The 25,765-nt window shown below is 53.9% G+C and carries 23 protein-coding genes; 14 read left to right on the top strand and 9 right to left on the bottom strand.

The window, feature by feature from the left end; all coding sequences use genetic code 11:
* Positions 1-3: 3 nt before the first annotated feature.
* Entirely contained in the window at positions 4-777 is a 774-nt protein-coding gene (locus WB371_RS02020; protein WP_336218452.1) for an electron transfer flavoprotein FixA, read from the bottom strand.
* Positions 778-1,255: 478 nt separating this feature from the next.
* Between WB371_RS02020 and caiT the strand changes: the two genes are divergently transcribed.
* From caiT to caiE, 6 genes are all read left to right on the top strand, one after another.
* A complete protein-coding gene (gene caiT, locus WB371_RS02015; protein ID WP_336218451.1) occupies positions 1,256-2,773 on the top strand; it encodes an L-carnitine/gamma-butyrobetaine antiporter in 1,518 nt (505 codons plus the stop codon).
* Between the two features lie 28 nt (positions 2,774-2,801).
* Positions 2,802-3,944: a crotonobetainyl-CoA dehydrogenase gene (gene caiA, locus WB371_RS02010; RefSeq protein ID WP_336218617.1), complete on the top strand. Its 1,143-nt coding sequence runs from the start codon at positions 2,802-2,804 to the stop codon at positions 3,942-3,944.
* Positions 3,945-4,280: 336 nt separating this feature from the next.
* Positions 4,281-5,498 (top strand): L-carnitine CoA-transferase, encoded by a 1,218-nt coding sequence (gene caiB, locus WB371_RS02005; protein ID WP_336218450.1) that lies wholly within the window; start codon positions 4,281-4,283, stop codon positions 5,496-5,498.
* 63 nt (positions 5,499-5,561) lie between these two features.
* Positions 5,562-7,115 (top strand): crotonobetaine/carnitine-CoA ligase, encoded by a 1,554-nt coding sequence (gene caiC / locus WB371_RS02000; RefSeq protein ID WP_336218449.1) that lies wholly within the window; start codon positions 5,562-5,564, stop codon positions 7,113-7,115.
* Positions 7,116-7,166: 51 nt separating this feature from the next.
* Complete coding sequence (gene caiD, locus WB371_RS01995) at positions 7,167-7,952, top strand: crotonobetainyl-CoA hydratase (RefSeq protein WP_336218448.1); 786 nt, start codon at positions 7,167-7,169, stop codon at positions 7,950-7,952.
* A gap of 157 nt (positions 7,953-8,109) precedes the next feature.
* Complete coding sequence (gene caiE / locus WB371_RS01990; RefSeq protein WP_336218447.1) at positions 8,110-8,706, top strand: carnitine operon protein CaiE; 597 nt, start codon at positions 8,110-8,112, stop codon at positions 8,704-8,706.
* A gap of 69 nt (positions 8,707-8,775) precedes the next feature.
* Here the strand turns inward: caiE and caiF are convergent, their stop codons facing one another.
* From caiF to WB371_RS01965, 5 genes are all read right to left on the bottom strand, one after another.
* Complete coding sequence (caiF, locus tag WB371_RS01985) at positions 8,776-9,165, bottom strand: carnitine metabolism transcriptional regulator CaiF (protein ID WP_336218446.1); 390 nt, start codon at positions 9,163-9,165, stop codon at positions 8,776-8,778.
* A gap of 249 nt (positions 9,166-9,414) precedes the next feature.
* On the bottom strand, positions 9,415-12,639 hold the full coding sequence (gene carB / locus WB371_RS01980) for a carbamoyl-phosphate synthase large subunit (protein WP_336218445.1): 3,225 nt from the start codon (positions 12,637-12,639) through the stop codon (positions 9,415-9,417).
* Between the two features lie 18 nt (positions 12,640-12,657).
* On the bottom strand, positions 12,658-13,806 hold the full coding sequence (gene carA / locus WB371_RS01975; RefSeq protein ID WP_336218444.1) for a glutamine-hydrolyzing carbamoyl-phosphate synthase small subunit: 1,149 nt from the start codon (positions 13,804-13,806) through the stop codon (positions 12,658-12,660).
* A 457-nt stretch (positions 13,807-14,263) separates the two neighbouring features.
* Positions 14,264-15,085 carry a 4-hydroxy-tetrahydrodipicolinate reductase gene (dapB, locus tag WB371_RS01970; protein ID WP_336218443.1) on the bottom strand — a complete coding sequence of 274 codons (822 nt, stop codon included), beginning with the start codon at positions 15,083-15,085 and terminating at the stop codon, positions 14,264-14,266.
* A 133-nt stretch (positions 15,086-15,218) separates the two neighbouring features.
* The gene (locus WB371_RS01965; RefSeq protein WP_336218442.1) at positions 15,219-16,226 is read right to left on the bottom strand and encodes a LacI family DNA-binding transcriptional regulator; all 1,008 of its coding nucleotides are present in this window, start codon (positions 16,224-16,226) and stop codon (positions 15,219-15,221) included.
* A gap of 188 nt (positions 16,227-16,414) precedes the next feature.
* On the opposite strand from WB371_RS01965, the gene WB371_RS01960 reads away from it, so the two are divergent.
* The 5 genes from WB371_RS01960 to WB371_RS01940 are packed head-to-tail and all read left to right on the top strand — an operon-like array spanning position 16,415 to position 20,725.
* A complete protein-coding gene (locus tag WB371_RS01960) occupies positions 16,415-18,160 on the top strand; it encodes a class I mannose-6-phosphate isomerase (protein WP_336218441.1) in 1,746 nt (581 codons plus the stop codon).
* A 4-nt stretch (positions 18,161-18,164) separates the two neighbouring features.
* Positions 18,165-18,593: a PTS fructose transporter subunit IIA gene (locus WB371_RS01955; RefSeq protein WP_336218440.1), complete on the top strand. Its 429-nt coding sequence runs from the start codon at positions 18,165-18,167 to the stop codon at positions 18,591-18,593.
* A gap of 11 nt (positions 18,594-18,604) precedes the next feature.
* A complete protein-coding gene (locus tag WB371_RS01950; RefSeq protein WP_336218439.1) occupies positions 18,605-19,099 on the top strand; it encodes a PTS sugar transporter subunit IIB in 495 nt (164 codons plus the stop codon).
* Between the two features lie 10 nt (positions 19,100-19,109).
* The gene (locus WB371_RS01945; protein ID WP_336218438.1) at positions 19,110-19,907 is read left to right on the top strand and encodes a PTS sugar transporter subunit IIC; all 798 of its coding nucleotides are present in this window, start codon (positions 19,110-19,112) and stop codon (positions 19,905-19,907) included.
* Positions 19,907-20,725, top strand: coding sequence for a PTS system mannose/fructose/sorbose family transporter subunit IID (locus WB371_RS01940; RefSeq protein ID WP_336218437.1), 819 nt, complete (start codon positions 19,907-19,909; stop codon positions 20,723-20,725). The genes WB371_RS01945 and WB371_RS01940 overlap by 1 nt, the downstream gene beginning before the upstream one ends.
* A gap of 156 nt (positions 20,726-20,881) precedes the next feature.
* Here the strand turns inward: WB371_RS01940 and WB371_RS01935 are convergent, their stop codons facing one another.
* The 3 genes from WB371_RS01935 to rihC all read right to left on the bottom strand — a co-directional run bounded on the left by WB371_RS01935 (position 20,882) and on the right by rihC (position 23,236).
* On the bottom strand, positions 20,882-21,664 hold the full coding sequence (locus WB371_RS01935; protein ID WP_336218436.1) for a glucose-6-phosphate isomerase family protein: 783 nt from the start codon (positions 21,662-21,664) through the stop codon (positions 20,882-20,884).
* Positions 21,657-22,220 (bottom strand): glucose-6-phosphate isomerase family protein, encoded by a 564-nt coding sequence (locus tag WB371_RS01930; RefSeq protein ID WP_336218435.1) that lies wholly within the window; start codon positions 22,218-22,220, stop codon positions 21,657-21,659. The genes WB371_RS01935 and WB371_RS01930 overlap by 8 nt, the downstream gene beginning before the upstream one ends.
* A gap of 98 nt (positions 22,221-22,318) precedes the next feature.
* Positions 22,319-23,236 (bottom strand): ribonucleoside hydrolase RihC, encoded by a 918-nt coding sequence (rihC, locus tag WB371_RS01925; protein WP_336218434.1) that lies wholly within the window; start codon positions 23,234-23,236, stop codon positions 22,319-22,321.
* 94 nt (positions 23,237-23,330) lie between these two features.
* On the opposite strand from rihC, the gene WB371_RS01920 reads away from it, so the two are divergent.
* From WB371_RS01920 to WB371_RS01910, 3 genes are all read left to right on the top strand, one after another.
* On the top strand, positions 23,331-24,062 hold the full coding sequence (locus WB371_RS01920) for a FadR/GntR family transcriptional regulator (protein WP_336218433.1): 732 nt from the start codon (positions 23,331-23,333) through the stop codon (positions 24,060-24,062).
* 99 nt (positions 24,063-24,161) lie between these two features.
* Positions 24,162-25,064: a 2-dehydro-3-deoxygalactonokinase gene (locus WB371_RS01915; RefSeq protein WP_336218432.1), complete on the top strand. Its 903-nt coding sequence runs from the start codon at positions 24,162-24,164 to the stop codon at positions 25,062-25,064.
* Positions 25,061-25,735 carry a 2-dehydro-3-deoxy-6-phosphogalactonate aldolase gene (locus WB371_RS01910; protein WP_336218431.1) on the top strand — a complete coding sequence of 225 codons (675 nt, stop codon included), beginning with the start codon at positions 25,061-25,063 and terminating at the stop codon, positions 25,733-25,735. The genes WB371_RS01915 and WB371_RS01910 overlap by 4 nt, the downstream gene beginning before the upstream one ends.
* Positions 25,736-25,765: the final 30 nt, after the last annotated feature.

The following is a 25,765-nucleotide window of genomic DNA, read 5'->3' as shown; positions in this document are numbered from 1 at the left end:
TTCTTAATTAATGACTTTGCGCAGGCTATCGGCAAACGCCGCGATCTGGTCTTCACCATCGCCTTCAATCACAACGCGCTGGCGTTCACGCTGTTTCGGCGCAGCCACCCTTTGTGTGGACCCGGCGTCCCCGGCGGTGAAACCAATATCGGCAGCCGACCAGACCTGCACCGGTTTTTTCGCTGCCCCAAGAATGGCTTTCATGGACGGAATTTGCGGGGAGTTAATATCGGTAGAAACAGCCACAACGGCAGGAAGAGGAATACTGAGCGTTTCAATTTCATCTTCCAGCTCACGTTCAACCGTCAGTGTGCTTTCCGTCAGTGAGAGGATTTTGCTCACACCGTTGATGGCAGGAATCTTCAGCGTTTCCCCCACCAGCAGACTGACCTGCTGGGCATAGAGATCGGAAGAACCATCGCCGCAAAGGATCAGGTTAAAACCCACCTTTTGTACGGCAGCGGCAAGAGCGGCGGCAGTTTGCTGCGGTAAGGCGTGCTCGAAAGCATCGTCAATGACGACCACCAGCTCGTCCGGGCCGCGGGAAAGCACATCTTTGCGCCCTTTCGCATTGGTTAAGGCTTTGCCCCCGACACTCAGGGCGATCACCTGTGCATCGCTGGTCTGTTGCTTCAGTTGGCAGGCTGCTTCTATTGCATTCAGATCGTATTGGCTGATTTTCCCATCCGCTTTGCTGAAATCTAATGAACCGTCTGCGTGATTAACGACAATATCCTGTTCATCAGGTACGCACTTGTAACAAGTAATTATCTTCATTGCATCTCCAGAAATCATGAAGGAAACGTATTTATATCGGCGGCGCTAAATACAGATATCACGCTCTTTAATTCGGAAATAAAACCATAATCACCAATATTGAAAATGTCACACACTGATATTCGCAACTTTCAATATTGTTAACCCTCTCACCAATATTGAAAAAATGCATTTGTCAGAAAATATTTTCAATAGTGTTTTGCGGATCACCAATATTGAATGCCAAACGGTATGAAAAACGCCGGTAAAACACTCAACACAATGAATTAAAAGTAATTTATAACTTTTTTATCGCCAAAAACACCCGGTATAAAAGTGTGACGAAGATTACAGAACGCCGCAAAATGAATACCCATTATGAGTTACTCGCCAACGCGTTCTGAGAGTAAAGAGGTATCAACAAATATTTAATAAAAATAAACAAAAATAAAACAAACCGGGACGCAAAATAAATTTCGTTTCACACTGGAATTCACTCATGAAAAATGAAAAGAGAAAGTCTGGAATTGAGCCAAAGGTATTTTTTCCACCTTTAATCATCGTCGGAATACTTTGCTGGCTAACGGTTCGCGATCTTGATGCAGCGAACGTTGTTATTAATGCGGTCTTTAGTTATGTCACCAATGTCTGGGGATGGGCATTTGAGTGGTATATGGTCATTATGCTTATTGGCTGGTTCTGGCTGGTATTTGGTCCCTATGCGAAAAAGCGATTAGGTAACGAGAAACCGGAGTTCAGCACCGCCAGTTGGATCTTCATGATGTTCGCTTCCTGTACCTCAGCCGCCGTGCTGTTCTGGGGATCGATCGAGATCTACTACTACATCTCCACGCCGCCGTTCGCGCTGGCGCCGGGCTCAACGCCAGCAAAAGAGATGGGTCTGGCCTACAGCCTGTTCCACTGGGGACCGCTGCCGTGGGCAACTTACAGCTTCCTTTCCGTGGCCTTTGCCTACTTCTTCTTTGTACGCAAAATGGACGTTATTCGCCCAAGTTCAACATTGGTTCCCCTGGTTGGCGAAAAACATGCGAAAGGGTTATTCGGCACTATCGTTGATAACTTCTATCTGGTGGCGCTGATCTTCGCGATGGGTACGAGTCTGGGTCTGGCGACACCGCTGGTCACAGAGTGTATGCAGTGGTTGTTTGGCATTCCGCACACCCTGCAACTGGATGCAATCATCATCACCTGCTGGATTATTTTAAACGCCATTTGCGTGGCCTGCGGCCTGCAAAAAGGGGTCAGAATCGCCAGTGATGTGCGCAGCTATCTGAGCTTCCTGATGATCGGCTGGGTGTTCATCGTCAGCGGCGCCAGCTTCATCATGAACTACTTCACCGACTCCGTCGGGATGCTGCTGATGTACCTGCCACGCATGCTGTTCTATACCGACGCCATCGGCAAAGGCGGTTTCCCTCAGGGCTGGACCGTTTTCTACTGGGCGTGGTGGGTCATTTACGCTATTCAGATGAGTATCTTCCTGGCACGTATCTCTCGGGGTCGTACAGTGCGTGAACTCTGTTTCGGGATGGTGCTGGGTCTGACGGCCTCCACCTGGATCCTGTGGACCGTTCTCGGCAGTAACACCCTGCTGTTGATGGATAAGAACATCATCAACATTCCGCAACTGATTGAACAGCATGGCGTGGCGCGCGCGATTATCGAAACCTGGGCCGCCCTGCCGCTCAGCACCGCCACGATGTGGGGATTCTTTATCCTCTGCTTTATTGCCACCGTCACACTGATTAACGCTTGCTCTTACACCCTGGCGATGTCGACCTGCCGTGAAGTGCGTGATGGCGAAGAGCCACCGCTGCTGGTGCGTATTGGCTGGTCCATTCTGGTAGGCATCATCGGTATTGTCCTGTTGGCGCTCGGTGGCCTGAAGCCTATACAAACGGCGATTATCGCCGGCGGTTGCCCGCTGTTCTTCGTCAACATCATGGTGACGCTCTCCTTTATCAAAGACGCCAAAGTGCACTGGAAAGATAAGTAAATTTAACCCCTACAGAAGAGGCTGGATGATGGATTTCAATTTAAATGACGAACAGGAACTGTTTGTTGCCGGTATTCGTGAACTGATGGCCAGTGAAAACTGGGAAGCCTATTTTGCCGAGTGCGATCGCGACAGCGTCTATCCGGAGCGTTTCGTAAAAGCGCTGGCCGATATGGGGATCGATAGCCTGCTGATCCCGGAAGAGCATGGCGGTCTGGAAGCCGGATTCGTCACCGTGGCTGCCGTCTGGATGGAGCTGGGACGTCTCGGCGCGCCTACTTACGTGCTCTATCAACTGCCGGGCGGCTTTAACACCTTCCTGCGTGAAGGAACCCAGGAACAGATTGACAAAATTATGGCCTTCCAGGGCACTGGTAAACAAATGTGGAACTCAGCCATCACTGAACCGGGCGCAGGATCGGATGTGGGCAGTTTAAAAACCACCTATACCCGTAAAAATGGTAAGGTTTATCTGAATGGTAGTAAGTGTTTTATCACCAGTAGCGCCTACACGCCTTATATCGTGGTGATGGCAAGAGACGGCGCGTCCCCGGATAAACCGATTTTTACCGAATGGTTTGTCGACATGAGCAAACCTGGCATCAAGGTAAACAAACTTGAGAAGCTGGGATTGCGCATGGACAGTTGCTGTGAAATCAACTTTGACGATGTCGAACTGGACGAAAAAGACATGTTCGGTCGGGAAGGTAATGGCTTTAACCGCGTAAAAGAAGAGTTCGATCACGAACGTTTCCTGGTAGCCCTCACCAACTACGGAACAGCAATGTGCGCCTTTGAAGACGCGGCGCGCTATGCCAATCAGCGCGTGCAATTTGGCGAAACCATCGGTCGTTTCCAGTTAATTCAGGAAAAATTCGCCCATATGGCGATCAAATTAAACTCCATGAAAAACATGCTGCTGGAAGCCGCGTGGAAAGCCGATAACGGCACTATCACCTCCGGTGATGCCGCGATGTGTAAATACTTCTGCGCTAACGCGGCGTTTGAAGTGGTGGACAGCGCGATGCAGGTTCTGGGCGGCGTGGGGATCGCGGGTAATCACCGTATCACCCGTTTCTGGCGCGATCTGCGCGTTGACCGCGTATCAGGCGGCTCTGATGAAATGCAGATCCTGACGCTCGGCCGCGCCGTGCTGAAGCAATACCGTTAATCGGTAATGTCGGATGACGGCGTAACCGCCTTATCCGACCTACACCGGACCTATGTTTTGTAGGCCTGATAAGACGCCCCGGCGTCGCCATCAGGCATTGTCGGATGACGGCGTAACCGCCTTATCCGACCTCACCGGACCTATGTTTTGTAGGCCTGATAAGACGCCCCGGCGTCGCCATCAGGCATTGCCGGATGACGGCGTAACCGCCTTATCCGGCCTACACCGGACCTATGTTTTGTAGGCCTGATAAGACGCCCCGGCGTCGCCATCAGGCATTGCCGGTATGACGGCGTAACCGCCTTATCCGGCCTACAAATTTATCAGGAGTATTTTATGGATCGTCTACCAATGCCTGCTTTTGGGCCGCTTGCCGGGCTACGGGTTGTCTTCTCCGGGATCGAAATCGCCGGGCCGTTCGCCGGACAAATGTTTGCCGAATGGGGTGCCGAGGTTATCTGGATCGAAAACGTCGCCTGGGCCGATACCATTCGCGTTCAGCCGAACTATCCCCAACTGTCACGCCGCAACCTGCATGCCCTCTCGTTGAACATATTTAAAGATGAAGGACGGGAAGCGTTTCTGAAACTGATGGAAACCACCGATATCTTCATTGAAGCCAGTAAAGGTCCGGCATTTGCCCGCCGGGGCATTACCGATGAAGTCCTGTGGCAACATAATCCGAAACTGGTGATTGCTCACCTGTCCGGTTTTGGCCAGTACGGCACCGAGGAGTACACCAATCTTCCGGCTTATAACACCATCGCCCAGGCCTTCAGCGGCTATCTGATCCAAAACGGCGATGTGGATCAGCCTATGCCCGCGTTCCCTTACACCGCCGACTATTTCTCCGGTATGACGGCCACGACGGCTGCGCTTGCGGCGTTATATAAAGTGCGTGAAACCGGCAAAGGCGAAAGTATCGATGTTGCAATGTACGAAGTGATGCTGCACATGGGTCAGTACTTCATGATGGATTACTTCAACGGTGGTGAAATTTGTCCGCGAATGACCAAAGGTAAAGACCCCTACTATGCCGGTTGTGGACTGTATAAATGTGCCGATGGTTATATCGTGATGGAGCTGGTTGGAATTACCCAGGTCACCGAATGTTTTAAAGACATCGGCCTGGCGCACATTCTCGGCACGCCGGAAGTGCCTGAGGGGACACAACTGATTCACCGCGTCGAGTGCCCATACGGACCGCTGGTCGAAGAAAAACTGGATGCGTGGCTGGGCGCGCGCACCATCGCGGAAGTCCAGGCGCGCTTTGCCGAGCTGAATATCGCCTGCGCCAAAGTGCTGACCATTCCTGAGCTGGAAGGCAACCCGCAATATGTTGCCCGAGAATCTATCACTCAGTGGCAAACCCTGGACGGCCGCACCTGTAAAGGGCCTAACATCATGCCGAAATTCAAAAACAATCCAGGGAAAATCTGGCGCGGCATGCCGTCACACGGTATGGATACCGCCGCCATTCTGAAAAATATCGGATACAACGAAGCAGACATTCAGGAGCTGGTCAGTAAAGGTCTGGCCAAAGTTGAGGACTAGACGCGATGCGCTGACCGGTTCGTCCGGTTAGCGCTATCGCCCGTAAAAATGGACAGAGGTGCAATGGATATCGTTGGCGGACAACATTTACGTCAGATGTGGGACGATCTGGCCGAAGTATACGGCAGCAAAACGGCGCTGATTTGCGAATCCAGTGAAGGCGAGGTTCGTCAGTTCAGTTATGCCTCGCTCAATGAGGAAATAAATCGTACGGCGAATCTTTTCCATACACTGGGCATTCGCAAAGGCGATAAGGTCGCCCTCCATCTGGATAATTGCCCGGAGTTTTTCTTTTGCTGGTTTGGTCTGGCAAAAATCGGCGCGGTCATGGTGCCGGTTAATGCCCGGCTGCTGCGCGAAGAAAGCGCGTGGATCCTGCAAAACAGCCACGTGCAACTGCTGGTCACCAGCGCCGCTTTTTATCCGATGTATCGGCAGATTCAACAGGAAGACGATACGCTGCTTAATCACATCTGCCTGATTGGTAAAGAGCTTCCCGTTGCGGATGGTGTGAGTCATTTTACACCGCTGAAGGACCAACAGCCGGTGACGTTGTGCTATACCCCGCCGCTGTCCACTGACGATACCGCCGAGATCCTGTTTACCTCCGGCACCACGTCCAGGCCAAAAGGGGTGGTTATTACCCATTACAACCTGCGTTTTGCTGGCTATTACTCCTCCTGGCAATGTGCTCTGCGTGATGACGATATCTACCTGACGGTGATGCCTGCGTTCCATATCGACTGCCAGTGTACTGCCGCCATGGCGGCGTTTTCAGTGGGTGCGACCTTTGTGCTGATTGAGAAGTACAGCGCCCGCGCCTTCTGGGAACAGATCCGCAAATACCGCGCGACCGTCACTGAATGTATTCCGATGATGATAAGAACGCTGATGGTTCAACCCGCATCACCGCTGGACAGAGAGCACCGTCTGCGCGAGGTAATGTACTACCTCAATCTGTCGGTGCAGGAAAAGGACGCATTCCTTGAGCGCTTCGGTGTTCGTCTGCTGACCTCCTACGGCATGACGGAAACCATCGTCGGCATTATCGGCGATCGGCCTGGCGATAAACGGCGCTGGCCCTCCATCGGGCGTCCTGGCTTTTGCTATGAAGCGGAAATCCGTGATGAGCAAAACCGCGCGCTGCCCGCCGGTGAAATCGGTGAGATCTGCATCAAAGGCATACCGGGAAAAACAATCTTCAAAGAGTATTACGCCAGGCCCGACGCCACCGCCAAAGCGCTCGAACCGACGGGATGGTTACATACCGGCGATTCCGGTTATTGCGATGAGGAAGGCTTTTTCTATTTTGTCGATCGCCGCTGCAACATGATTAAGCGCGGGGGTGAAAACGTCTCCTGTGTGGAACTGGAAAATATTATTTCGGCGCACCCCAAAATTCAGGACATCGTCGTTATTGGTATTCACGATTCCATTCGCGACGAAGCCATCAAAGCCTTTGTGGTGCTCAATGAAGGAGAAACGCTTAGTGAAGAGGAGTTTTTCAGTTTCTGCGAACAGAATATGGCGAAATTTAAAGTCCCCTCATATATGGAGATTAGAACAGACCTGCCCCGAAACTGTTCAGGAAAAATAATCAAAAAAAATCTGAAATAACCCAACAGGCAGGAAGATTCCTGCCAGACACCCTATTTCTGGAGATGAACCATGAGTGAATCTTTACATTTAACCCGCAACGGCCCGATTCTGGAAATTACGCTGGATCGCCCTAAAGCAAATGCCATTGACGCAAAAACCAGCTTTCAGATGGGCGAGGTTTTTCTTAATTTCCGTGACGATCCTGAATTACGCGTGGCGATCATCACCGGTGCCGGCGAGAAGTTTTTTTCCGCTGGCTGGGATTTAAAAGCGGCGGCAGAAGGTGAAGCGCCGGATGCGGATTTCGGCCCCGGTGGGTTTGCCGGTCTGACCGAAATTTTCAATCTCGATAAGCCGGTGATTGCCGCCGTTAACGGCTACGCCTTCGGCGGTGGTTTTGAACTGGCGCTGGCCGCCGATTTGATTGTTTGTGCCGATAACGCAAGTTTTGCTTTGCCAGAAGCAAAACTCGGTATTGTGCCAGACAGCGGCGGCGTCCTGCGTCTGCCTAAAATATTGCCGCCCGCCGTCGTTAACGAAATGGTGATGACCGGCAGACGCATGAACGCCGACGAGGCGCTGCGCTGGGGGATCGTTAACCGCGTGGTCAGCCAGGGCGAACTGATGACCAGCGCACGTGAACTGGCGCAACAACTGGTGAACAGCGCACCGCTGGCGATCGCCGCCCTGAAAGAAATTTACCGTACAACCAGCGAAATGCCGGTGGAAGAAGGCTATCGCTTCATCCGCAGCGGCGTCCTGAAACACTATCCCGCCGTGTTGCATTCCGAAGATGCACTCGAAGGGCCGCAGGCGTTCGCAGAAAAGCGCGATCCGGTCTGGAAGGGACGGTAATGGTAATGCCTGATGGCGCTGCGCTTATCAGGCCTACGAATAGCCTCCTCCCGTAGGCCGGATTAGGCGTTTATGCCGCCATCCGGCAAATATGCGCACTCCCGTAGGCCGGATAAGGCGTTACGCCGCCATCCGGCAAAAGAATTAAGGAATGACAATGAGTGTCTACGCCTTTGAAGGCCTGATTCCCGTGGTACACCCCGAGGCGTATGTACATCCCAGCGCCGTACTGATTGGCGATGTGATCGTAGGGGCTGGCGTCTACGTCGGCCCGCTCGCGTCACTGCGCGGCGACTATGGACGCCTGATCCTTGAAGCGGGGTCCAACCTCCAGGATGGCTGCATCATGCACGGCTATTGCGATATGGATACGGTGGTTCGCGAAAACGGGCACATTGGGCACGGCGCAATCCTGCACGGCTGCGTGATTGGCCGGGACGCGCTGGTGGGGATGAACAGCGTGATCATGGATGGCGCGGTCATTGGCGATGAAAGTATTGTCGCGGCCATGAGCTTTGTTAAAGCCGGTTTTGTCGGCGCTGCACGGCAGATGTTGATCGGCACGCCCGCCCGCGTTGTCCGGGACGTCACCGAGCAGGAACTGCACTGGAAGCGGCTGAATACGAAGGAATATCAGGATCTTGCCGTACGCTGTCGGGCATCACTACGGGAAACACTACCGCTGACGGAAGTTGAAGAAAACCGGCCGCGCCTGAAAGGTACAACAGAGGTGAAACCGAAAGCATCTTCGTGAATATGCCGGATAGCGCTAACGCTTATCCGGCCTGTGAGTCAATCGCCATCCGGGATTGTTACATTGATATTAGCGGCGCATACTTTTTGACAGCATCATCTGCCATTTCTGCTCGCGATTCAGTTCGGATGGCGGCACCACGGACATACGTGGTGGCTTGCTGATCATTTTCTCCTGCGCGCTATGCCCCAGACGGGCATACAATTGCGGATCGATGCGCGTCACCCTTACCAGACGCTGGCACTGGCATCCCCGCCCTTCCAGTTGATTAGGAATGGTCTTAGTCTCACAATTTATTTCCCCGACCTCCGAGAGAATATAGGAGACGGTATTGATCGCTTTGCAGTGATCCATATTAAAGTGCTTCGCAATCTCTTTCGCACTGACCCAGCGATTCTCTGCCAAAACCCAATCAGCAATCAGCAGGTAAAGCGGTTTTTCAACATATTTTTCACACATAAGCACACCATTTCACAAATTAAAAATCTTGCTATGTCCTGTTCTAGAAATAGAAAACAAGACCATATTGAAATTGTGGGTATAGGGGATAGTATGCAACTAAATGGCGAATGAGTGTGATCTAAATCGTGCTTATTACATTGAAATGAATGCAATTTAACATTAATCCGCCTGAAATGAACGAAGCGCATAAAAAAACGGCTCCGTTTCCGGAACCGTTTTTATCTCTTGAGGTGAAATTCTTACCTCTTATTTTTTAATTTGCGCGTGCATTTCCTGTACGGAAATCACTTTTTCCGTCGCATCCGCATTCAGCGCCATCGCTGTGGCAAAACCACCGTTCAGCGTGGTGTCGTAGTGTACTTTGTACTGTAATGCACTACGGCGAATCACCCTGGAGTCTTCGATAGCGCGACGACCGGCAGTGGTGTTGATGATGTAGGTGTATTCGCCATTCTTGATACGGTCCTGAATGTGCGGACGACCTTCATGCACTTTATTCACCAGACGCGGGTTGATACCGGCTTCACCCAGCACAATGGCGGTGCCGTGGGTCGCATCCAGCTCAAAGCCCTGTTTCAGCAACTTCGCCGCGAGGTCAACCACGCGCTCTTTGTCACCCTCACGTACAGAGAGCAGCGCGCGTCCCTGTTTCTTCATGGTGGAATTGCTGCCCAGTTGCGCTTTCGCGAAGGCTTCCGCAAAAGTTCGACCCACGCCCATCACTTCCCCGGTGGAGCGCATTTCCGGCCCTAACAGCGGGTCAACGCCCGGGAACTTGTTGAACGGCAGAACCACCTCTTTCACCGAGTAGTACGGCGGGATGATTTCTTTGGTCACACCCTGCTCGGCCAGCGATTTACCGGCCATCACCCGCGCCGCCACTTTCGCCAGCGGTACGCCGGTCGCTTTGGAGACAAACGGGACGGTACGCGCCGCGCGCGGGTTAACTTCAATCAGGTAGACTTCGTTATCTTTCACCGCAAACTGAACGTTCATCAGACCACGAACCTGCAATTCGAAGGCCAGTTTCTGCACCTGCTGGCGCATCACATCCTGAATTTCCTGGCTCAGGGTGTAGGCTGGCAGAGAACAGGCTGAGTCACCCGAGTGGACGCCCGCCTGTTCGATGTGTTCCATGATGCCGCCAATCAGCACCATTTCACCGTCGCAGATCGCATCCACATCCACTTCTACCGCGTCATCCAGGAAGCGGTCGAGCAGAACCGGTGCGTCGTTGGAAACACTCACCGCAGTCTGGAAGTAGCGGCGAAGGTCGGCTTCATCGTAGACAATTTCCATCGCCCGACCGCCCAGCACGTAAGACGGGCGCACCACCAGCGGGTAACCAATCTCTTTCGCTTTTTCGACGGCCTGTTCGATGGCGGTCACGGTGGCGTTAGCGGGTTGTTTCAGCTTCAGACGGTCAACCGCGTGCTGGAAGCGCTCGCGGTCTTCCGCACGGTCAATCGCATCCGGACTGGTGCCGATAACAGGAACGCCAGCCGCTTCCAGCGCCCGCGCCAGTTTCAGCGGCGTCTGGCCGCCGTACTGCACGATTACGCCTTTCGGCTTCTCGATGCGCACGATTTCCAGCACGTCTTCCAGGGTGACCGGCTCGAAGTAGAGGCGGTCAGAGGTGTCATAGTCGGTGGAGACCGTTTCCGGGTTACAGTTGACCATGATGGTCTCAAAACCGTCTTCGCGCAGCGCCAGCGAAGCGTGTACGCAGCAGTAGTCGAATTCGATCCCCTGACCGATACGGTTTGGACCGCCGCCGAGAACCATAATTTTGTCGCGGTCAACGGACGGGTTCGCTTCGCACTCATCTTCATAGGTGGAGTACATGTAGGCGGTGTCGGTGGCGAATTCTGCCGCACAGGTATCCACACGCTTGTAGACCGGGTGCAGGTCGTACTGGTCACGCAGTTTACGGATTTCCGCTTCACGCACGCCAGCCAGTTTTGCCAGACGCGCATCGGCGAAACCTTTGCGCTTCAACTGGCGCAGGAAGTCAGGGGTCAGGCCGTTAATACCCAGCTCCGCCACTTTCTCTTCCAGACGCACCAGCTCTTCAATTTGTACCAGGAACCAACGGTCAATGTTGGTCAGATTAAATACGCCGTCGACGGACAGGCCCGCACGGAACGCGTCAGCGATATACCAGATACGCTCTGCGCCCGCGTCTTTCAGCTCGCGGCGGATTTTGGTCAGCGCTTCCGGATCGTCCAGGCTCACTTTCGGGTCAAAGCCAGTTGCGCCCACTTCCAGGCCGCGCAGCGCTTTCTGCAAGGATTCCTGCTGGGTGCGACCAATCGCCATCACTTCGCCCACCGATTTCATCTGGGTGGTCAGACGGTCGTTGGCACCGACGAATTTTTCGAAGTTAAAGCGTGGAATTTTAGTGACTACGTAGTCGATGGACGGCTCGAACGACGCCGGCGTGCGACCGCCGGTGATGTCGTTCATCAGTTCATCGAGGGTGTAACCGACCGCCAGTTTCGCCGCCACTTTCGCAATCGGGAAACCGGTGGCTTTCGAGGCCAGAGCAGACGAACGGGACACGCGCGGGTTCATTTCGATCACAATCAGGCGACCGTTTTTCGGGTTGACCGCGAACTGAACGTTAGAACCGCCGGTTTCTACGCCAATTTCACGCAGTACCGCCATCGAGGCGTTACGCATGATTTGGTACTCTTTGTCGGTCAACGTCTGGGCTGGCGCAACGGTGATGGAGTCACCGGTGTGAATACCCATGGCGTCGAAGTTTTCGATGGAGCAGACGATGATGCAGTTGTCGTTTTTATCACGCACCACTTCCATCTCGTACTCTTTCCAGCCGATCAGTGATTCATCAATCAGCAGTTCATTGGTTGGGGAGAGATCCAGACCACGAGTACAAATTTCTTCAAACTCTTCACGGTTGTAAGCGATACCGCCACCGGTGCCGCCCATGGTAAAGGACGGACGGATAATGCACGGATAACCGACGTCAGCCGCTACCGCCAGCGCCTCTTCCATCGTATGGGCGATACCCGAACGCGCGGTGTCGAGACCAATTTTCTTCATCGCGATATCGAAGCGACGGCGGTCTTCAGCTTTATCAATTGCGTCGGCGGTCGCACCAATCATGGTGACGCCGAATTCTTCCAGTACACCCTGACGTTCAAGCTCCAGCGCGCAGTTCAACGCCGTCTGACCGCCCATGGTCGGCAACACCGCATCCGGACGCTCTTTTTCGATAATTTTGCGCACCACTTCCCAGTGAATCGGCTCGATGTAGGTCGCATCGGCCATCTCCGGATCGGTCATGATGGTCGCCGGGTTGGAGTTCACGAGAATGACGCGGTACCCCTCTTCACGCAGCGCCTTACACGCCTGCGCGCCGGAGTAGTCAAACTCACACGCCTGACCGATAACAATCGGACCCGCGCCCAGAATCAGGATACTTTTTATGTCTGTACGTTTTGGCATGGCTCTCTTAACTCCTGATTATTTCGCGGACTGACGGTAGTGCTCAATTAACTCGATAAAGTGGTCGAACAATGGCGCAGCATCGTGTGGACCCGGGCTTGCTTCGGGGTGCCCCTGGAAGCTGAATGCCGGTTTGTCGGTGCGATGAATCCCCTGCAGGGTGCCATCAAACAGCGATTTGTGGGTCACGCGCAGGTTGGCAGGCATTGACGCTTCATCCACTGCAAAGCCGTGGTTTTGCGCCGTAATCATCACGGTATTGTTATCGATGTCTTTAACCGGGTGGTTACCGCCGTGGTGACCGAACTTCATCTTCACGGTTTTCGCCCCGCTCGCCAGCGCCAGCAGTTGATGGCCCAGGCAGATGCCGAACACCGGAATATCGGTTTCGAGGAATTTCTGAATCGCGTCGATAGCGTAATCGCACGGCGCCGGGTCACCAGGACCGTTAGAGAGGAAGATGCCATCCGGATTCATCTTCAGCACCTCTTCCGCAGAGGTTTTGGCCGGAACTACCGTCAGGCGGCAGCCTCTGTCCACCAGCATACGCAGGATGTTGCGCTTGGCGCCAAAGTCGTAGGCGACAACGTGGAACGGCAGATCATCTTCTTTTTTCGCTTCCGGCAGGTCGCCCGCCAGCGTCCAGCTCCCCTGCGCCCAGCTATAAGATTCCGCCGTCGTCACTTCTTTCGCCAGATCCATTCCATTCAGACCCGGGAACGCTTTCGCTTTTTCCAGCGCCAGTGCGGCATCCGGGTTATCCCCCGCGATAATGCACCCGTTTTGCGCCCCTTTCTCACGCAGCAGGCGCGTCAGTTTGCGGGTATCGATATCGGCAATCGCCACAATGTTATGGCGCTTGAGGTAAGAAGAGAGGTCCTCGGTGTTGCGGAAGTTGCTGGCAATAAGCGGCAGGTCACGAATGACGAGGCCTTGCGCATGAACCTGGGAGGATTCTTCATCGGCGGCATTGGTGCCGACATTGCCGATATGGGGATAAGTAAGAGTAACGATTTGGCGGGAATAGGAAGGATCAGTGAGGATTTCTTGATAACCGGTCATTGAAGTATTGAAAACGACTTCCCCAACCGCCGAACCTGTTGCCCCTATGGCCCGACCGTGAAACTGGGTTCCGTCTTCCAGAACCAATAGCGCTGACTTAATCAAAACACCCTCCAGAGAATATTCACTCACTTTATTTGCATATTAATTCATTATTATGGCATGAATCAATGCAAATTTGCTTACCCGTGGATTTCTGGCAAACGGCGGCATTCTGGAGATAAGGCCGGTAAAAGTCAACTTAAAGGCGGTATTTTTTATATTCTTTTGCGACTCAGGATGAAATCATCGGATTTAACAGGCAAAAAGATCATCTAACCATGGCAGGAAATCGCTTGCGTGCAGAATTATGTGTAAAAACAAGTCTTGCGCGTCGTAAAAGTGGACCAGATGGTCAAAATTTACATTATCGCAACCAAAAACGGCAGGAACATTATATATTTTTAGTATCTTAATAAAAAAACAGAACCAAACAGTAAAAATAAAAGGGCAATCAAAAAATTGCCCTATGTAATCAATGCATTGAGATTACAATAACCACATCACGAAGGGTAATAACTGACTATAAATTGTTGAGATCAAGCACATCTCGCATATCAAAAAGACCATTTCGCTTCGTACTCACCCAAAGCGCCGATCTTACCGCACCATTGGCGAAAGTCATGCGACTGGACGCTTTATGAGTGATTTCGACACGCTCGCCGATATCCGCAAACATGGCGGTATGTTCGCCCACGATGTCCCCGGCGCGCACCGTCGCAAAACCAATGGTTCCCGGAACGCGCTCGCCGGTATATCCTTCGCGACTGTAAACGGCGCACTCTTTTAGATCTTTATCCAGGGCATGCGCAATGGCCTCGCCCATCGCCAGCGCGGTGCCTGATGGCGCATCCACTTTATGCCGGTGGTGCGCCTCAATGATTTCGATATCGGTGTAATCGCCCATGACCTTCGCCGCTTTCTCCAGCAGCTTGAGCATCACATTGACGCCCACGCTAAAGTTCGCCGCAAACACAATCCCAATATCCTGGGCGGCATCGCGAATCGCCTGTTTACCTGCGTCGTCAAAACCCGTGGTGCCAATGATCATGCCTTTGCCATGCTGACGACAAAACGCCAGATGATTCAGCGTGCCTTCCGGACGGGTGAAATCGATAAAGACGTCGAAATCCGCTTTTACCGCCTCAAGACTGCTTCGCACGGTAACGCCCGTCTTACCTGCCCCCGCCAGTTCCCCGGCATCGCTGCCCAGCAGTGACGATCCTTCGCGCTCCAGCGCCGCACCAAGTGCAATGCCGTCCATCTGGAGTGCTGCCTGAATTAACTGGCGGCCCATACGGCCACCCGCGCCCGCTATCGCGACACGGATCTGTGCATCATGCATAGTTATTCTCTTACGTTAAAATGATGTAAACCGTTTCCAGATTACCCAGCCAGTGACAAGGCTGTCATCTGAAAACGTCGATAATTAGAATTTAATGATAAACAGGGAGAGATATCAGTAAAAGGCATGACGATCAGCAAAAACCGCATGACTCTCTGACCACCAGCGCCGGCGGCAAAATAATGCGTTTCGGCGGCTCATCGTTTCCCTGAATTCGGCTGTAAAGCAACTCACCGGCCTTTCTGCCTATCTCTTTTGCCGCGACCGACACGGTAGTCAGCGCCGGCTGGACCAGCGCAGCTTCGGTAATATCATCAAACCCCACCAGCGCAAAATCACGTCCTGGCTCACGGCCCATTTTGCGAAGCGCCTGCATGACCCCAAGCGCGACAATATCCTGATAACACACGGCGGCGGTAATTTGCGGGTTATCCCGCAGCAATGCTTCCGCGACTTTCGCGCCGTCAATCTGGCTTGCCTGCGCGGCGACAATCCAGTCCGGGTTTGGTGAAATGCCCCGTTCCAGCAGCGTGCTGGTAAAGCCGCCGATTCGCTGCGCCCGACTTCCTGAATTCGGACTGCCGCCGATGAAAGCGATATTTTTATGCCCCATGTTGACTAAATGCGTCGTGGCCATTTGCGTGCCAAGAAAATTATCGGTCCCAACAAAATCAAAATCCGGATCGCTGAGCGGGCGAACGACCATAATGGCGGGAATATTGCGCCGCTTCAGGGCGTCAAAGAAGGTGCGGGGCGTTTCTCTCGCGGCGCACAACACCATTCCACAGGCGTTATTGCGCATCAGCGAGTCGACAAATTTTTGCTGGCGTTCGCCGGACTCTTCGCTGTTTGCCAGGAACAACAGCAGGTCATGTCGCTCCATCTCATGACTGAGACCCGCGGTCATCTCACCGTAAAAGGGGTTCGTAATATCATGCAGCAGCAGGCCAACCTGATTACTGCTACGGTTACGCAAATTCGCCGCCGTCTGGTTGTAGACATAGCCGGATTCATCCAGCGCCTTGAGTACGCGTTCTCGCGTTGCCGGCGAAATCCGTCCCCGGTTGCGAAGCACCATTGACACCGTCGCTGTCGAAACGCCCGCACGTTGCGCCACCTGCGCCAACGTTATTGTCGTCATCTGCTTCTCCTGATTGCACACAAGGTTAATCGAATAACCTTGTCAGTGCGTTTTTACCTGTGACTGGTATCACACCAGCGCACATTCTGGCCCCTGACTTTCTAATTATGGCGGGTTAATCGCGTTAACCACCCTATAAAAATAAGGTTAATCGATTAATCTTTATAAAGCCAACACGGAGAGAAAAAATGCCTACAACCTACAATAAACACCCTGAAGTCCACGTTCAGGGCTATGACAACCAGGCCTGGCAGGGCTGGGAATCTGTCTTTTCTGTTCTTAACGCCAGGCTGACGGGATCCGCTAAAACGGTATTGATTGTCGATTGTTATCCGGGCGTCCGGCTTGATGAGCTGGAACAACAGCTCATCGGACGATTGCAGACCTCTCTGGTCGTGAATATTGAAACAGCCCGTCGTGATGAGCAGGCGCTGCACGCGTTACTGGCGCGTAATCTGACTAACGATCGCGTTTTCGGCGTCCTCTCCTGCCACCATCTCGATGAGTTTTTTGATGCCGACAAACTCCAGCAAATCCGCCAGAAAATTGAGGCAGTAACCGACGGCCTCGTCATCGTGTATGGCTCCGGCGCGGCGCTGGCGCATCCTGGCGATGTGCTGGTTTATGCTGATCTACCGCGCTGGGAAATTCAACAACGTATGCGCCATGACGGTATGGCTAACTGGGGGGCAGATAACCAGGATGAAGATATTCTGCGTCGTTACAAACGCGCGTTTTTCATCGAATGGCGTGTCTTTGACAGGCACAAAACCCCGCTGCTCAAACGGGCGGATTATTTGCTGGATACCACCGTGGGCAATGCCCCGGCCATGGTCAGCGGCGAGGCGCTGCGTGCCGGGCTGCAACAAACCACCACGCAACCGTTTCGCGTCGCCCCTTTCTTCGATCCGGGGATTTGGGGCGGGCAATGGATGAAACAACGATTTGATCTCGATCCCTCAGCGCCCAATTACGCATGGTGTTTTGATTGCGTGCCCGAGGAAAACAGCCTGTTACTGCGTTTTGGCGCGGTGCGGATCGAGATCCCCTCTCAGGACCTGGTGCTGTTGCATCCGCGCCCTCTGCTGGGCGAAAAAGTTCACGCCCGCTTTGGCGCGGAATTCCCGATCCGTTTTGATTTTCTCGACACCATTGGCGGACAGAACCTGAGTTTTCAGGTTCATCCGCTCACCGAGTACATCCAGCAGCAGTTCGGGATGCACTATACCCAGGATGAGAGCTACTACATTCTGGATGCCGACCCCAATGCTGTGGTGTACCTGGGGACAAAAACCGGGATACAGCCCCAGGAGATGTTGAACGATCTCCATGCGGCCGCGCGAGGGGAAAAGACCTTTGATGATGCGCGCTTCGTCAATCAGATCCCGGCACGTAAACACGATCACTTCCTCATCCCTGCCGGGACGGTACATTGTTCAGGTGCGGGCACGATGGTGCTTGAGATCAGCGCGACGCCCTACATTTTCACCTTCAAGCTGTGGGACTGGGGACGCGTGGGTCTGGACGGTCTTCCCAGACCCGTGCATTTGCACCACGGCGAACAGGTTATCGACTGGCAGCGCGACACGCAATGGGTTCACGACAACCTGGTTAATCGTATCGAGCCCGTTGCCGAAGGCGAAGGCTGGCGGGAAGAGAGAACCGGGATGCACGAACGTGAGTTTATCGAAACTCGTCGTCACTGGTTTACCGGATCCGTTACGCACCACACCCACGGCGGCGTTAACGTTCTGAACCTGGTGGAAGGCGAGGAAGCGGTTGTTGAGAGTCCGAGCGGCGCGTTTGCTCCCTTTATCGTTCACTATGCCGAGACATTTATTATTCCTGCGGCAGTGGGTGAATACCGTATTTCGCCTTCCGGTAAGGGTGTTGGCCAGCAACTCGCCACAATAAAAGCCTGGGTAAGAGGATAAGCCGATGATTAATGTGATTGTTGCAACCCACGGCCCCCTGGCAAATGCCCTGCTCACCAGCAGCAAAATGGTGTATGGCGATTTACCGCATGTTTATACCGTTACGCTCAGCGAGCAGGCAGGCATTGAAGGGTTTAAGGCAGACTTTTCGCGGGTGCTGAAACACGCGGGAGAAGACGCGGACGGCGTACTGGTCCTGTGTGACATGCAAAGCGGTACGCCCTGGAACGTGGCCTGTCACCATGCGTTTTCAACTGAAACGCAGCCGCCAGTGGCGGTGCTGGCTGGCGTGAATTTCCCCATGCTACTGCAAAGCGAAGAGATTTGTTCTTTGACGAGCGTTCATGCCGCCGCCGATGCGCTACTGGCATTAACGCTTCCCACGCTGATGAAAGCCGCCCCGGTTTTATCCGCTCAGTCAGATGATTTTTAAAGGAAACCACGATGAGTATTTCTTTTGTACGTATCGATGACCGCGTAATCCACGGGCAGCTCGTCACACGCTGGGCCAAAGAGCTGCCCTGCGACGGCATCGTCGCGATTGACGACGCCGTCGCGGCCGATCCGCTGCTTTCCTCGGTGATGAAGGGGGCCGTTCAGGACACAAAAGTGTGGCTCTTTGACACCGCAACGGCCATTGAAAAATTACCGAAAGTGATCGCCAGTGAAAAACGCTACTTCGTGATCGGCAAATCGCCCGTCACGTTGCAGCGGCTCGAAGAAGCGGGCATCAGTTTGCAAAACAGCAACGGCAAGATCAACGTTGGCCCGATGAGCGCCCGTGCGGATACCCGAACGATTGGTCCCAATCAGTCGGTGAATAGCGAGGAGATCGCCGCTTTCGACTGGTTGACCCGGCGCGGACATCAGGTGGAATTCCGCCTGGTGCCGGATGCCAGTTACTACAGTTGGCAAGATGCATGCCAGAAGCTGAAATAAGGAGCGCACCATGTTTATTGAAGCCACGCTGATTGGCATTCTCTGCTACCTCGGCGCCCTCAGCAGTCCCTGGTTACTGGGGCTCACCGGCGGCTGGTATCTGATAACCCGACCGCTGGTCTCCGGTATGCTGGTCGGCATCATTTTAGGCGATATGAAAACCGGGATTATGATAGGCGTCGCGGTTCAGGCCGTATACATTGCGATGGTCACACCCGGCGGCTCAATGCCTGCCGATCTTAACTTCGTCGCTTATCCCGCCATCGCGCTGGGTATCCTTTCAGGAAAAGAACCAGAGGTTGCAGTGGCGCTGGCGGCGACTATCGGCATCGCCGGAACCATTTTGTTCAACGCGATGATGGTACTGAACTCGTTCTGGAACCACCGGGCCGACGTAGCGCTGGATCGTGGCGACGAGCGCGGTATTTATCTTAATAGCGCCATCTGGCCGCAGGCCACCAACTTCATTTTGCGGTTCGTACCAACGTTTATCGCCGTCTATTTCGGCGCACAGTACATCAGCGGCTTTATGGACAGTCTGCCGAAGATAGTATTGTCAACGATGAACGTGCTGGGCGGCATCCTGCCCGCCGTGGGGATCGCCATTCTGCTTAAGCAGATCATCAAAAACTACACCATGCTGATCTACTTTCTGGTCGGCTTTGTGTGCATCGTCTTTTTAAAGCTCAACATGGTCGCGCTGGTGATCGTCGGTTCGTTACTGGCGCTCATCCACTATAACTACAAACCGGAGCCACAGACCGCCGCAGGCAGCAAACCGGTTGCTGATGATGAGGATGAATTCTGATGGAAGAACGTACCCTGACCCGTAAAGATCTGCGCCGCTGTTGGCGTGCGTGGATGATGCACAACCTGTCGTCAATGAGTTTTGAACGTCTGGAGTCATTCGGTTTTTGTCTGAGCATGCTGCCAGTAGCGAAAAAGCTCTATCCTGACATCGGGCAGCGCACAGAAATGCTGCGCCGTCACGCCTCCTTCTACAATACCGAACCGCAGATTGGCGCGATCGTCAACGGGATGGCGTTGGGGCTGGAAGAGAAAAAAGCCAACGGCGAACCAATTGACGGCGAGACGATCAACACCCTGAAAGTTGGCCTGATGGGACCGATTGCCGGGATCGGCGACTCGATGATCCCGGGGATGCTCATTCCTATCCTGCTCAGTATCGGTATGGCGCTGGCGGCAGGCGGCAGTATTCTCGGCCCGCTGTTTTATACTGTCGCGTGGCTGGCGATCATTATTCCTGGCTCATGGTTCCTGTTCCTGAAAGGTTACCGGATGGGGTCAGGCTCCGTGGAAATGCTGGTAAGCAGTAAATCAGCAAAGCTGCGCGAAGCGTTATCCCTGTTGGGTGTATTTGTGATGGGCGGCGTAGCGGCAAGCTACGTGAAGCTGGGAACCGGCCTCGAATTCATTACCAAAGATGGGGTGAACATTCATGTCCAGCAAATGCTGGATGGGATTTTCCCGCAGCTTTTACCGCTGAGTGTGGTGCTGGGCACCTGGTATCTAATGGCAAAACGCGGCGTTTCGCCGGTGAAAGCGATGCTGTTGTTGCTCGTCCTCGCAGCAGTGGGCGTCGCCAGTGGTTTGTTTGCTGGCTAATACAGAACGAGAAACCGGGGCACTGCCCCGGTGAGCTGGCTGAGAAACCACACCATGCCTGATGGCGCTTCGCTTATCAGTCCTACGGTCAGGTGCTAATTGTAGGTCTGGTAAGCAAAGCGCCACCCGACAGGAAGGCAGGTACAATCAGTTTTGCTATGGATGGAAATTACACCATAACTCTGCGGTTTTATCCGGCCGTGAAATAAACTGAAAACGCGCCGGGTCTTCAATAAATTGCTGATAAATCGGCGCTGTCGTAATGCCAAACTCGCTGTATTGACGGGGGGTCACCGCCTGAAGCCGTCCGGGTATGTAGTGTGGATTGTGCTGCCAGATAATATTTCGCCCTTGCAGTAACGGATACCACGCCAGCCCTTTGTGAGCGCGCACCGCGTCATATTCAAAACCATATTCACGGTCGCACCATGCGCCGAAGGTTAAAGGCGTATCGGGGTCGGCTGAGATCGTTGCATGTCCCCAGCCCGGCGGAACCAGCACTTTCTCGCCGGGTCCCGCAATCACTGCAAAGCAGCGCCCGGGATCGTCCTCGACATACTCCTGCATATAGATAATCGCCTTCCCTTGCCAGATTTCATAAAGCTCAGGCGGAGACCAGCCGCTGTGCTGACTGATTCGATGGACGTGCCCCTGGCTGCGAACCGGTTCTTCACCCAGTTGGCCCGCCGCATAGGTGACCACCCCAAACAACAGCATTCGCTTTTTCAGCTCCTCGCGATCCTGAAGACGCGCGACATCCATTGCGATGGCGTAAACCTCCTCCGGTCCATCACAAAGCGGATCGCGCAGTGACGCGCGAATCTGATCGAGTCGACGAATTTCGGGCATTGGCCCTGTCACATCATCGCCATAACTAAATCCTGGCGGATGCTGATGCACGGTCATATCCAGACCATAAGGATGCACGGAGTCAGCCATTCTGAACCTCCCTTACCTCAATATTCTGGTTATTTGCGAAAACCCGCAGCCGAAAGCCGTTTGCCAGGGCAGCATAATCATGCCCGGCAGCAGCGGGCCACACCGCCAGCGCAGAAAGCACCTCAGCCCCCGTGTTAATTAAACGGTGCGCCGTAAAGCCCGGGATGATATGGACAGAACCGGCAAAGACCTTTTCAAATCTCGCGACGCCCTGCTCGTCCTGCAACAGCAAAAGCCCCGTTCCACGCAGACCGAAATAGACTTCGCCCTGTTCGCGACGGGCGTGAAAATGTCCGCGGGTCATAAAATATTCGCCGCCGACGCAGCCCGGATAAAGATGGGTGACGCCAGTATACAGTTCACCTTCTGTCGGAGAGGTGTTGAGCATCTCCACGTCATAGACGACCTGTTCGCCCGGCAGCATCCGACGGGATGGCTCATCGGCAAAAACGCCTGCGAGATCCACGATTCGCGTTGATTTACGTAATACCGGGCTATCAGCAAATGCGCCGCTCGCCCAGTCCACTTGTGGTGGCTGGATAAAAGGAAGATTCATATGTGTCTCCGGCCCGAGGAGAACAACCTCATTAAAATAGCAGATTAATCGATTAACCTGCTATTTCTCTCGACGTGTTGTGGGCGGTATCACACTCTTTACGGAGCCAGCGCCAGCACCTCTGCGACCCACTGCTGAAAACCGGCAACATTGATATCCAGCGCAACCTGCGCATTTGCTGGTTTATTCATGCGCCCCTCAATATCCACCACGGTGGTCCCGGCGGTATATTCTCCCTGAGTTTCAACGGCGACAAAGCACGGTTTGACGGTAAACAGATCCGGGCGCACCAGCCAGGCAATAGCGCAGAGATCGTGCATGCGCACGCCAGTACGCATTGTCCCGCTGCGATAGTGGCTGAACAGCGCGTGCAGCATCTTCCCGGTGCGATTCAGCGTGGGAAGCGTTGCCAGATAGTCCGGGGTTAGCATGGCCTGATTGGTGACATCCAGCCCACACATCACAATCTCAATTCCGCTTCGGAACACGCGGGCAGCCGCCTCAGGATCAACGGCGATATTGAATTCGGCGTTAGGGGTAAAATTCCCTCTTCCCGCCGATCCTCCCATGATCACCAGACGCCGAATATTGAAGGTACATTCCGGATAGTGCATTAACAACAGCGCAATATTCGTCAGCGGGCCAATCGCCACCAGCGTGATCGGTTCCGGGGCGCTCATCAGCGCATCACGCAGGGCGATAAATGCCGGTTTTGCCAGCGGCTGTCGGTCATGTTCGACAAAATCATAACCTTCCATGCCGGATTCGCCGTGAACATAAGCCGCGTCGCGTAGCGAACGCAACAGCGGTGTAGCCGCCCCCTGCGCGAGGGGAATATTCGCATTCCAGAAATGCAGCAGTTGCAGGGCGTTACGGGTCGTTTTCTCCACGGAGACATTACCGGCGACCGTGGTCATCAGTTGCAGATCGAGCTGAGGGGCAAACAGCGCGGCGGCAATCGCCGCGGCATCATCAATGCCCGGGTCGGTGTCGAGAAAAACAGGCAGGCGTTCCATAAGTGATTCTTCCTCCAGTCCTTATTAGCAAATTGACCGTCGATTAGCTTACTATGTAGGGCATGACTGTGAACGTATTTAGCCGAGAATTGCAATGAAAGTCCCACAGGCCAGTATTTCAGAAACGGTAACTCAACATCTTGCAGGCCGTATCCTGCGCGGTGAACTCGCGCCGGGGACTTCGCTGCCGGGTGAAAATGAACTGGCGGCTGAGTATGCTGTTTCGCGCACCTCCATTCGCAATGCGCTGGCCGTGCTTGCCGCCAAAGGATTGATCTCTATTCAGGCTAAAAAACGCAGTACGATCACCGGTCGTGACCAGTGGAGCCTGCTCGATCTTGATGTGCTGAACTGGCTCTCTCAGGGTCATGTCGATGCGAAACTGGTAGAACAGTTGATGATCACCCGTCTCATTTTCGAACCCAACGTCGCAACGCTTGCCGCAACGAACGCAACTGGACACGACCTTGCAGCGCTGGAAGATGCGCTGGCCTTGATGCGTCGTGGGCAAATAAACGCAGAACGTGAATCGTTTGAAGAAGGCGACATGGCATTCCATCAGGCGCTTCTGCGCGCGGCGCATAACCCATTTCTGTTGGCATTAGGTAATGCCTTAAGCGCCGCGATGGTCCTTTCATTCCGTGAAACGCTGGAAGAGGACGTGCGCCAGACCAAAACCGCCATTGATGAGCACCATCGGCTGTTTGAAGCCATTCGCCTGCGCAACGCCGATGAAGCTCGCCAGCATATGCGTTCAATTCTCCTCAATGCCGCGCAAAAAAGCATTTGGCAGGAGCGCCCCGCTTTCATCGACAGCATTCTCTGATCCTTTTCTGACCTAATTTCGATCAATCTCACAGATTGCGGTTATCTTTTGCTCTACGATTCTTGTATTACAAGATTAACATTGTTGTATTACTTGAATATGAAAAGAGACTGGATTGCCGTTGACTGGGGTACGACCAATTTTCGTGCCTTTCTGATGAATGAAAACCGTGTCATTGCCCGTACATCCGCGCCCTGCGGTCTGTTGACTGTCGAGAACACCGCGTTCGCCGCCACGCTTCACCAGCAGTTACAGCCCTGGATCAACGATGTGGGGGCGGTGCCGGTACTGATGGCCGGAATGGTGGGATCGCAACAGGGATGGCAGCAGGTGCCTTACGTTCCTCTTCCCGCCGGTGTGCAGAGTGTGCTGGCCGGGATACAACCTGTAGAAACGCCATGGGGCAGCCAGGCGTGGATCACGCCGGGTGTAAGCGGTCAAAGCGCATGGGATCAACCGGACGTCATGCGCGGTGAAGAGATCCAGTTACTGGGCCTTAACGCCCTCCATCCCGCGCCGGAACACTATGCGCTGTTACCTGGCACGCACAGTAAACACGCGCAGATGAAAAACGGCTGCATCACGGCATTTTCAACATTGATGACAGGTGAACTCTTTTCCGTACTGAGTGAGCACTCGCTGTTAGGCCGTGCGCTGCCGCCGCAGCAGGAAGATCAACGCAGTTTTCTCGCGGGCGTTGCTGCCGCGCAACGCCCGGTTCCGTTCAGCCACCTGATTTTCGCCGCCCGAACCCGGCGTTTATCGGGAGAGATCGCCGCCGAACATGTGCACAGTTTTCTTTCAGGTCTGTTGATTGGCGACGAACTCTCCTCGTTGCCAACAGGACAACGCGCCTGGATTGTTGGCTCGCCCTCGCTTGCCGCACGCTACCAACTGGCGGCCACCGTGATTGATATCTCACTTACCACAGTAAATGGCGATGACTGCTTCCTCCAGGGGCTGGCGTTGCTTCGTTCACATCTTCAGGAGCTGACTTCATGAATCACTCTTCCTTTTTTGAACACTGGCGTCAGGAGCCATTACCCCTGATTGCCATTCTGCGCGGCATCACACCGGCTGAAGCCGCCGATGCCGCGCAAATCCTGATCTCCGCCGGATTTCGCTGGATTGAAGTTCCCCTTAATAGCCCATCGCCGCTGGATTCCATCAGGATCATGCGCGACGTCGCAGGCGATCGCGCCCGGATTGGCGCGGGCACCGTGTTGACGCCTGCGCAGGTTGATCGGGTGGCCGATTGCGGCGGGCAACTGATCGTTTCACCTGAGTGCAATCCTGATGTTATCCGTCGTACCCGGGAACGCGGTCTGGTGAGCTTGCCCGGCGTGATGACGCCAACGGAAGCGTTTACCGCCATCAATGCCGGAGCCAGCGCACTCAAGATGTTTCCTGCTGAGTTTCTCACCCCGGAATTAATGAAAGCGTTTCGTACCGTGCTGCCGCCGGATGTCGCGTGTCTGCCGGTCGGCGGGATCCGCCCGGACAGCCAGCAATTGCAACGATACCTGCAAAACGGCGCCAACGGATTTGGCTTAGGGAACGGTATTTATCAGGCCGGGATAAGCCGTGACGAACTCCAGCTCCGTGCCAAAGCGTGGTGCCGCGCCTGGGAGGGAGTCCCTCACTCGCCTGTTGCACTTTCGGACAGAACTTAACCGCCCTGGCGGCTGATTAATGATTCATAC

The organism is Citrobacter amalonaticus (assembly GCF_037053465.1).
In the GTDB taxonomy this organism is placed as follows: Bacteria; Pseudomonadota; Gammaproteobacteria; order Enterobacterales; family Enterobacteriaceae; genus Citrobacter_A; species Citrobacter_A amalonaticus_H.
Note: the sequence above shows the minus strand (reverse complement) of the source record. Positions and strands in the feature narration are given on the sequence as shown.

Excerpts from the sequence above, each read along its gene's own strand:
- caiA (WP_336218617.1), top strand. The coding sequence starts at position 2,802 with ATGGATTTCAATTTAAATGACGAACAGGAACTGTTTGTTGCCGGTATT.
- WB371_RS01965 (WP_336218442.1), bottom strand. The coding sequence starts at position 16,226 with ATGACGACAATAACGTTGGCGCAGGTGGCGCAACGTGCGGGCGTTTCG.
- carB (WP_336218445.1), bottom strand. The coding sequence starts at position 12,639 with ATGCCAAAACGTACAGACATAAAAAGTATCCTGATTCTGGGCGCGGGT.
- WB371_RS01915 (WP_336218432.1), top strand. The coding sequence starts at position 24,162 with ATGAAAAGAGACTGGATTGCCGTTGACTGGGGTACGACCAATTTTCGT.
- WB371_RS01945 (WP_336218438.1), top strand. The coding sequence starts at position 19,110 with ATGTTTATTGAAGCCACGCTGATTGGCATTCTCTGCTACCTCGGCGCC.
- caiF (WP_336218446.1), bottom strand. The coding sequence starts at position 9,165 with ATGTGTGAAAAATATGTTGAAAAACCGCTTTACCTGCTGATTGCTGAT.
- WB371_RS01920 (WP_336218433.1), top strand. The coding sequence starts at position 23,331 with ATGAAAGTCCCACAGGCCAGTATTTCAGAAACGGTAACTCAACATCTT.
- WB371_RS01940 (WP_336218437.1), top strand. The coding sequence starts at position 19,907 with ATGGAAGAACGTACCCTGACCCGTAAAGATCTGCGCCGCTGTTGGCGT.
- caiB (WP_336218450.1), top strand. The coding sequence starts at position 4,281 with ATGGATCGTCTACCAATGCCTGCTTTTGGGCCGCTTGCCGGGCTACGG.
- WB371_RS01960 (WP_336218441.1), top strand. The coding sequence starts at position 16,415 with ATGCCTACAACCTACAATAAACACCCTGAAGTCCACGTTCAGGGCTAT.
- dapB (WP_336218443.1), bottom strand. The coding sequence starts at position 15,085 with ATGCATGATGCACAGATCCGTGTCGCGATAGCGGGCGCGGGTGGCCGT.
- caiE (WP_336218447.1), top strand. The coding sequence starts at position 8,110 with ATGAGTGTCTACGCCTTTGAAGGCCTGATTCCCGTGGTACACCCCGAG.
- WB371_RS01930 (WP_336218435.1), bottom strand. The coding sequence starts at position 22,220 with ATGAATCTTCCTTTTATCCAGCCACCACAAGTGGACTGGGCGAGCGGC.
- caiT (WP_336218451.1), top strand. The coding sequence starts at position 1,256 with ATGAAAAATGAAAAGAGAAAGTCTGGAATTGAGCCAAAGGTATTTTTT.
- WB371_RS01935 (WP_336218436.1), bottom strand. The coding sequence starts at position 21,664 with ATGGCTGACTCCGTGCATCCTTATGGTCTGGATATGACCGTGCATCAG.
- caiD (WP_336218448.1), top strand. The coding sequence starts at position 7,167 with ATGAGTGAATCTTTACATTTAACCCGCAACGGCCCGATTCTGGAAATT.
- rihC (WP_336218434.1), bottom strand. The coding sequence starts at position 23,236 with ATGGAACGCCTGCCTGTTTTTCTCGACACCGACCCGGGCATTGATGAT.
- caiC (WP_336218449.1), top strand. The coding sequence starts at position 5,562 with ATGGATATCGTTGGCGGACAACATTTACGTCAGATGTGGGACGATCTG.
- WB371_RS02020 (WP_336218452.1), bottom strand. The coding sequence starts at position 777 with ATGAAGATAATTACTTGTTACAAGTGCGTACCTGATGAACAGGATATT.
- WB371_RS01955 (WP_336218440.1), top strand. The coding sequence starts at position 18,165 with ATGATTAATGTGATTGTTGCAACCCACGGCCCCCTGGCAAATGCCCTG.
- WB371_RS01910 (WP_336218431.1), top strand. The coding sequence starts at position 25,061 with ATGAATCACTCTTCCTTTTTTGAACACTGGCGTCAGGAGCCATTACCC.
- WB371_RS01950 (WP_336218439.1), top strand. The coding sequence starts at position 18,605 with ATGAGTATTTCTTTTGTACGTATCGATGACCGCGTAATCCACGGGCAG.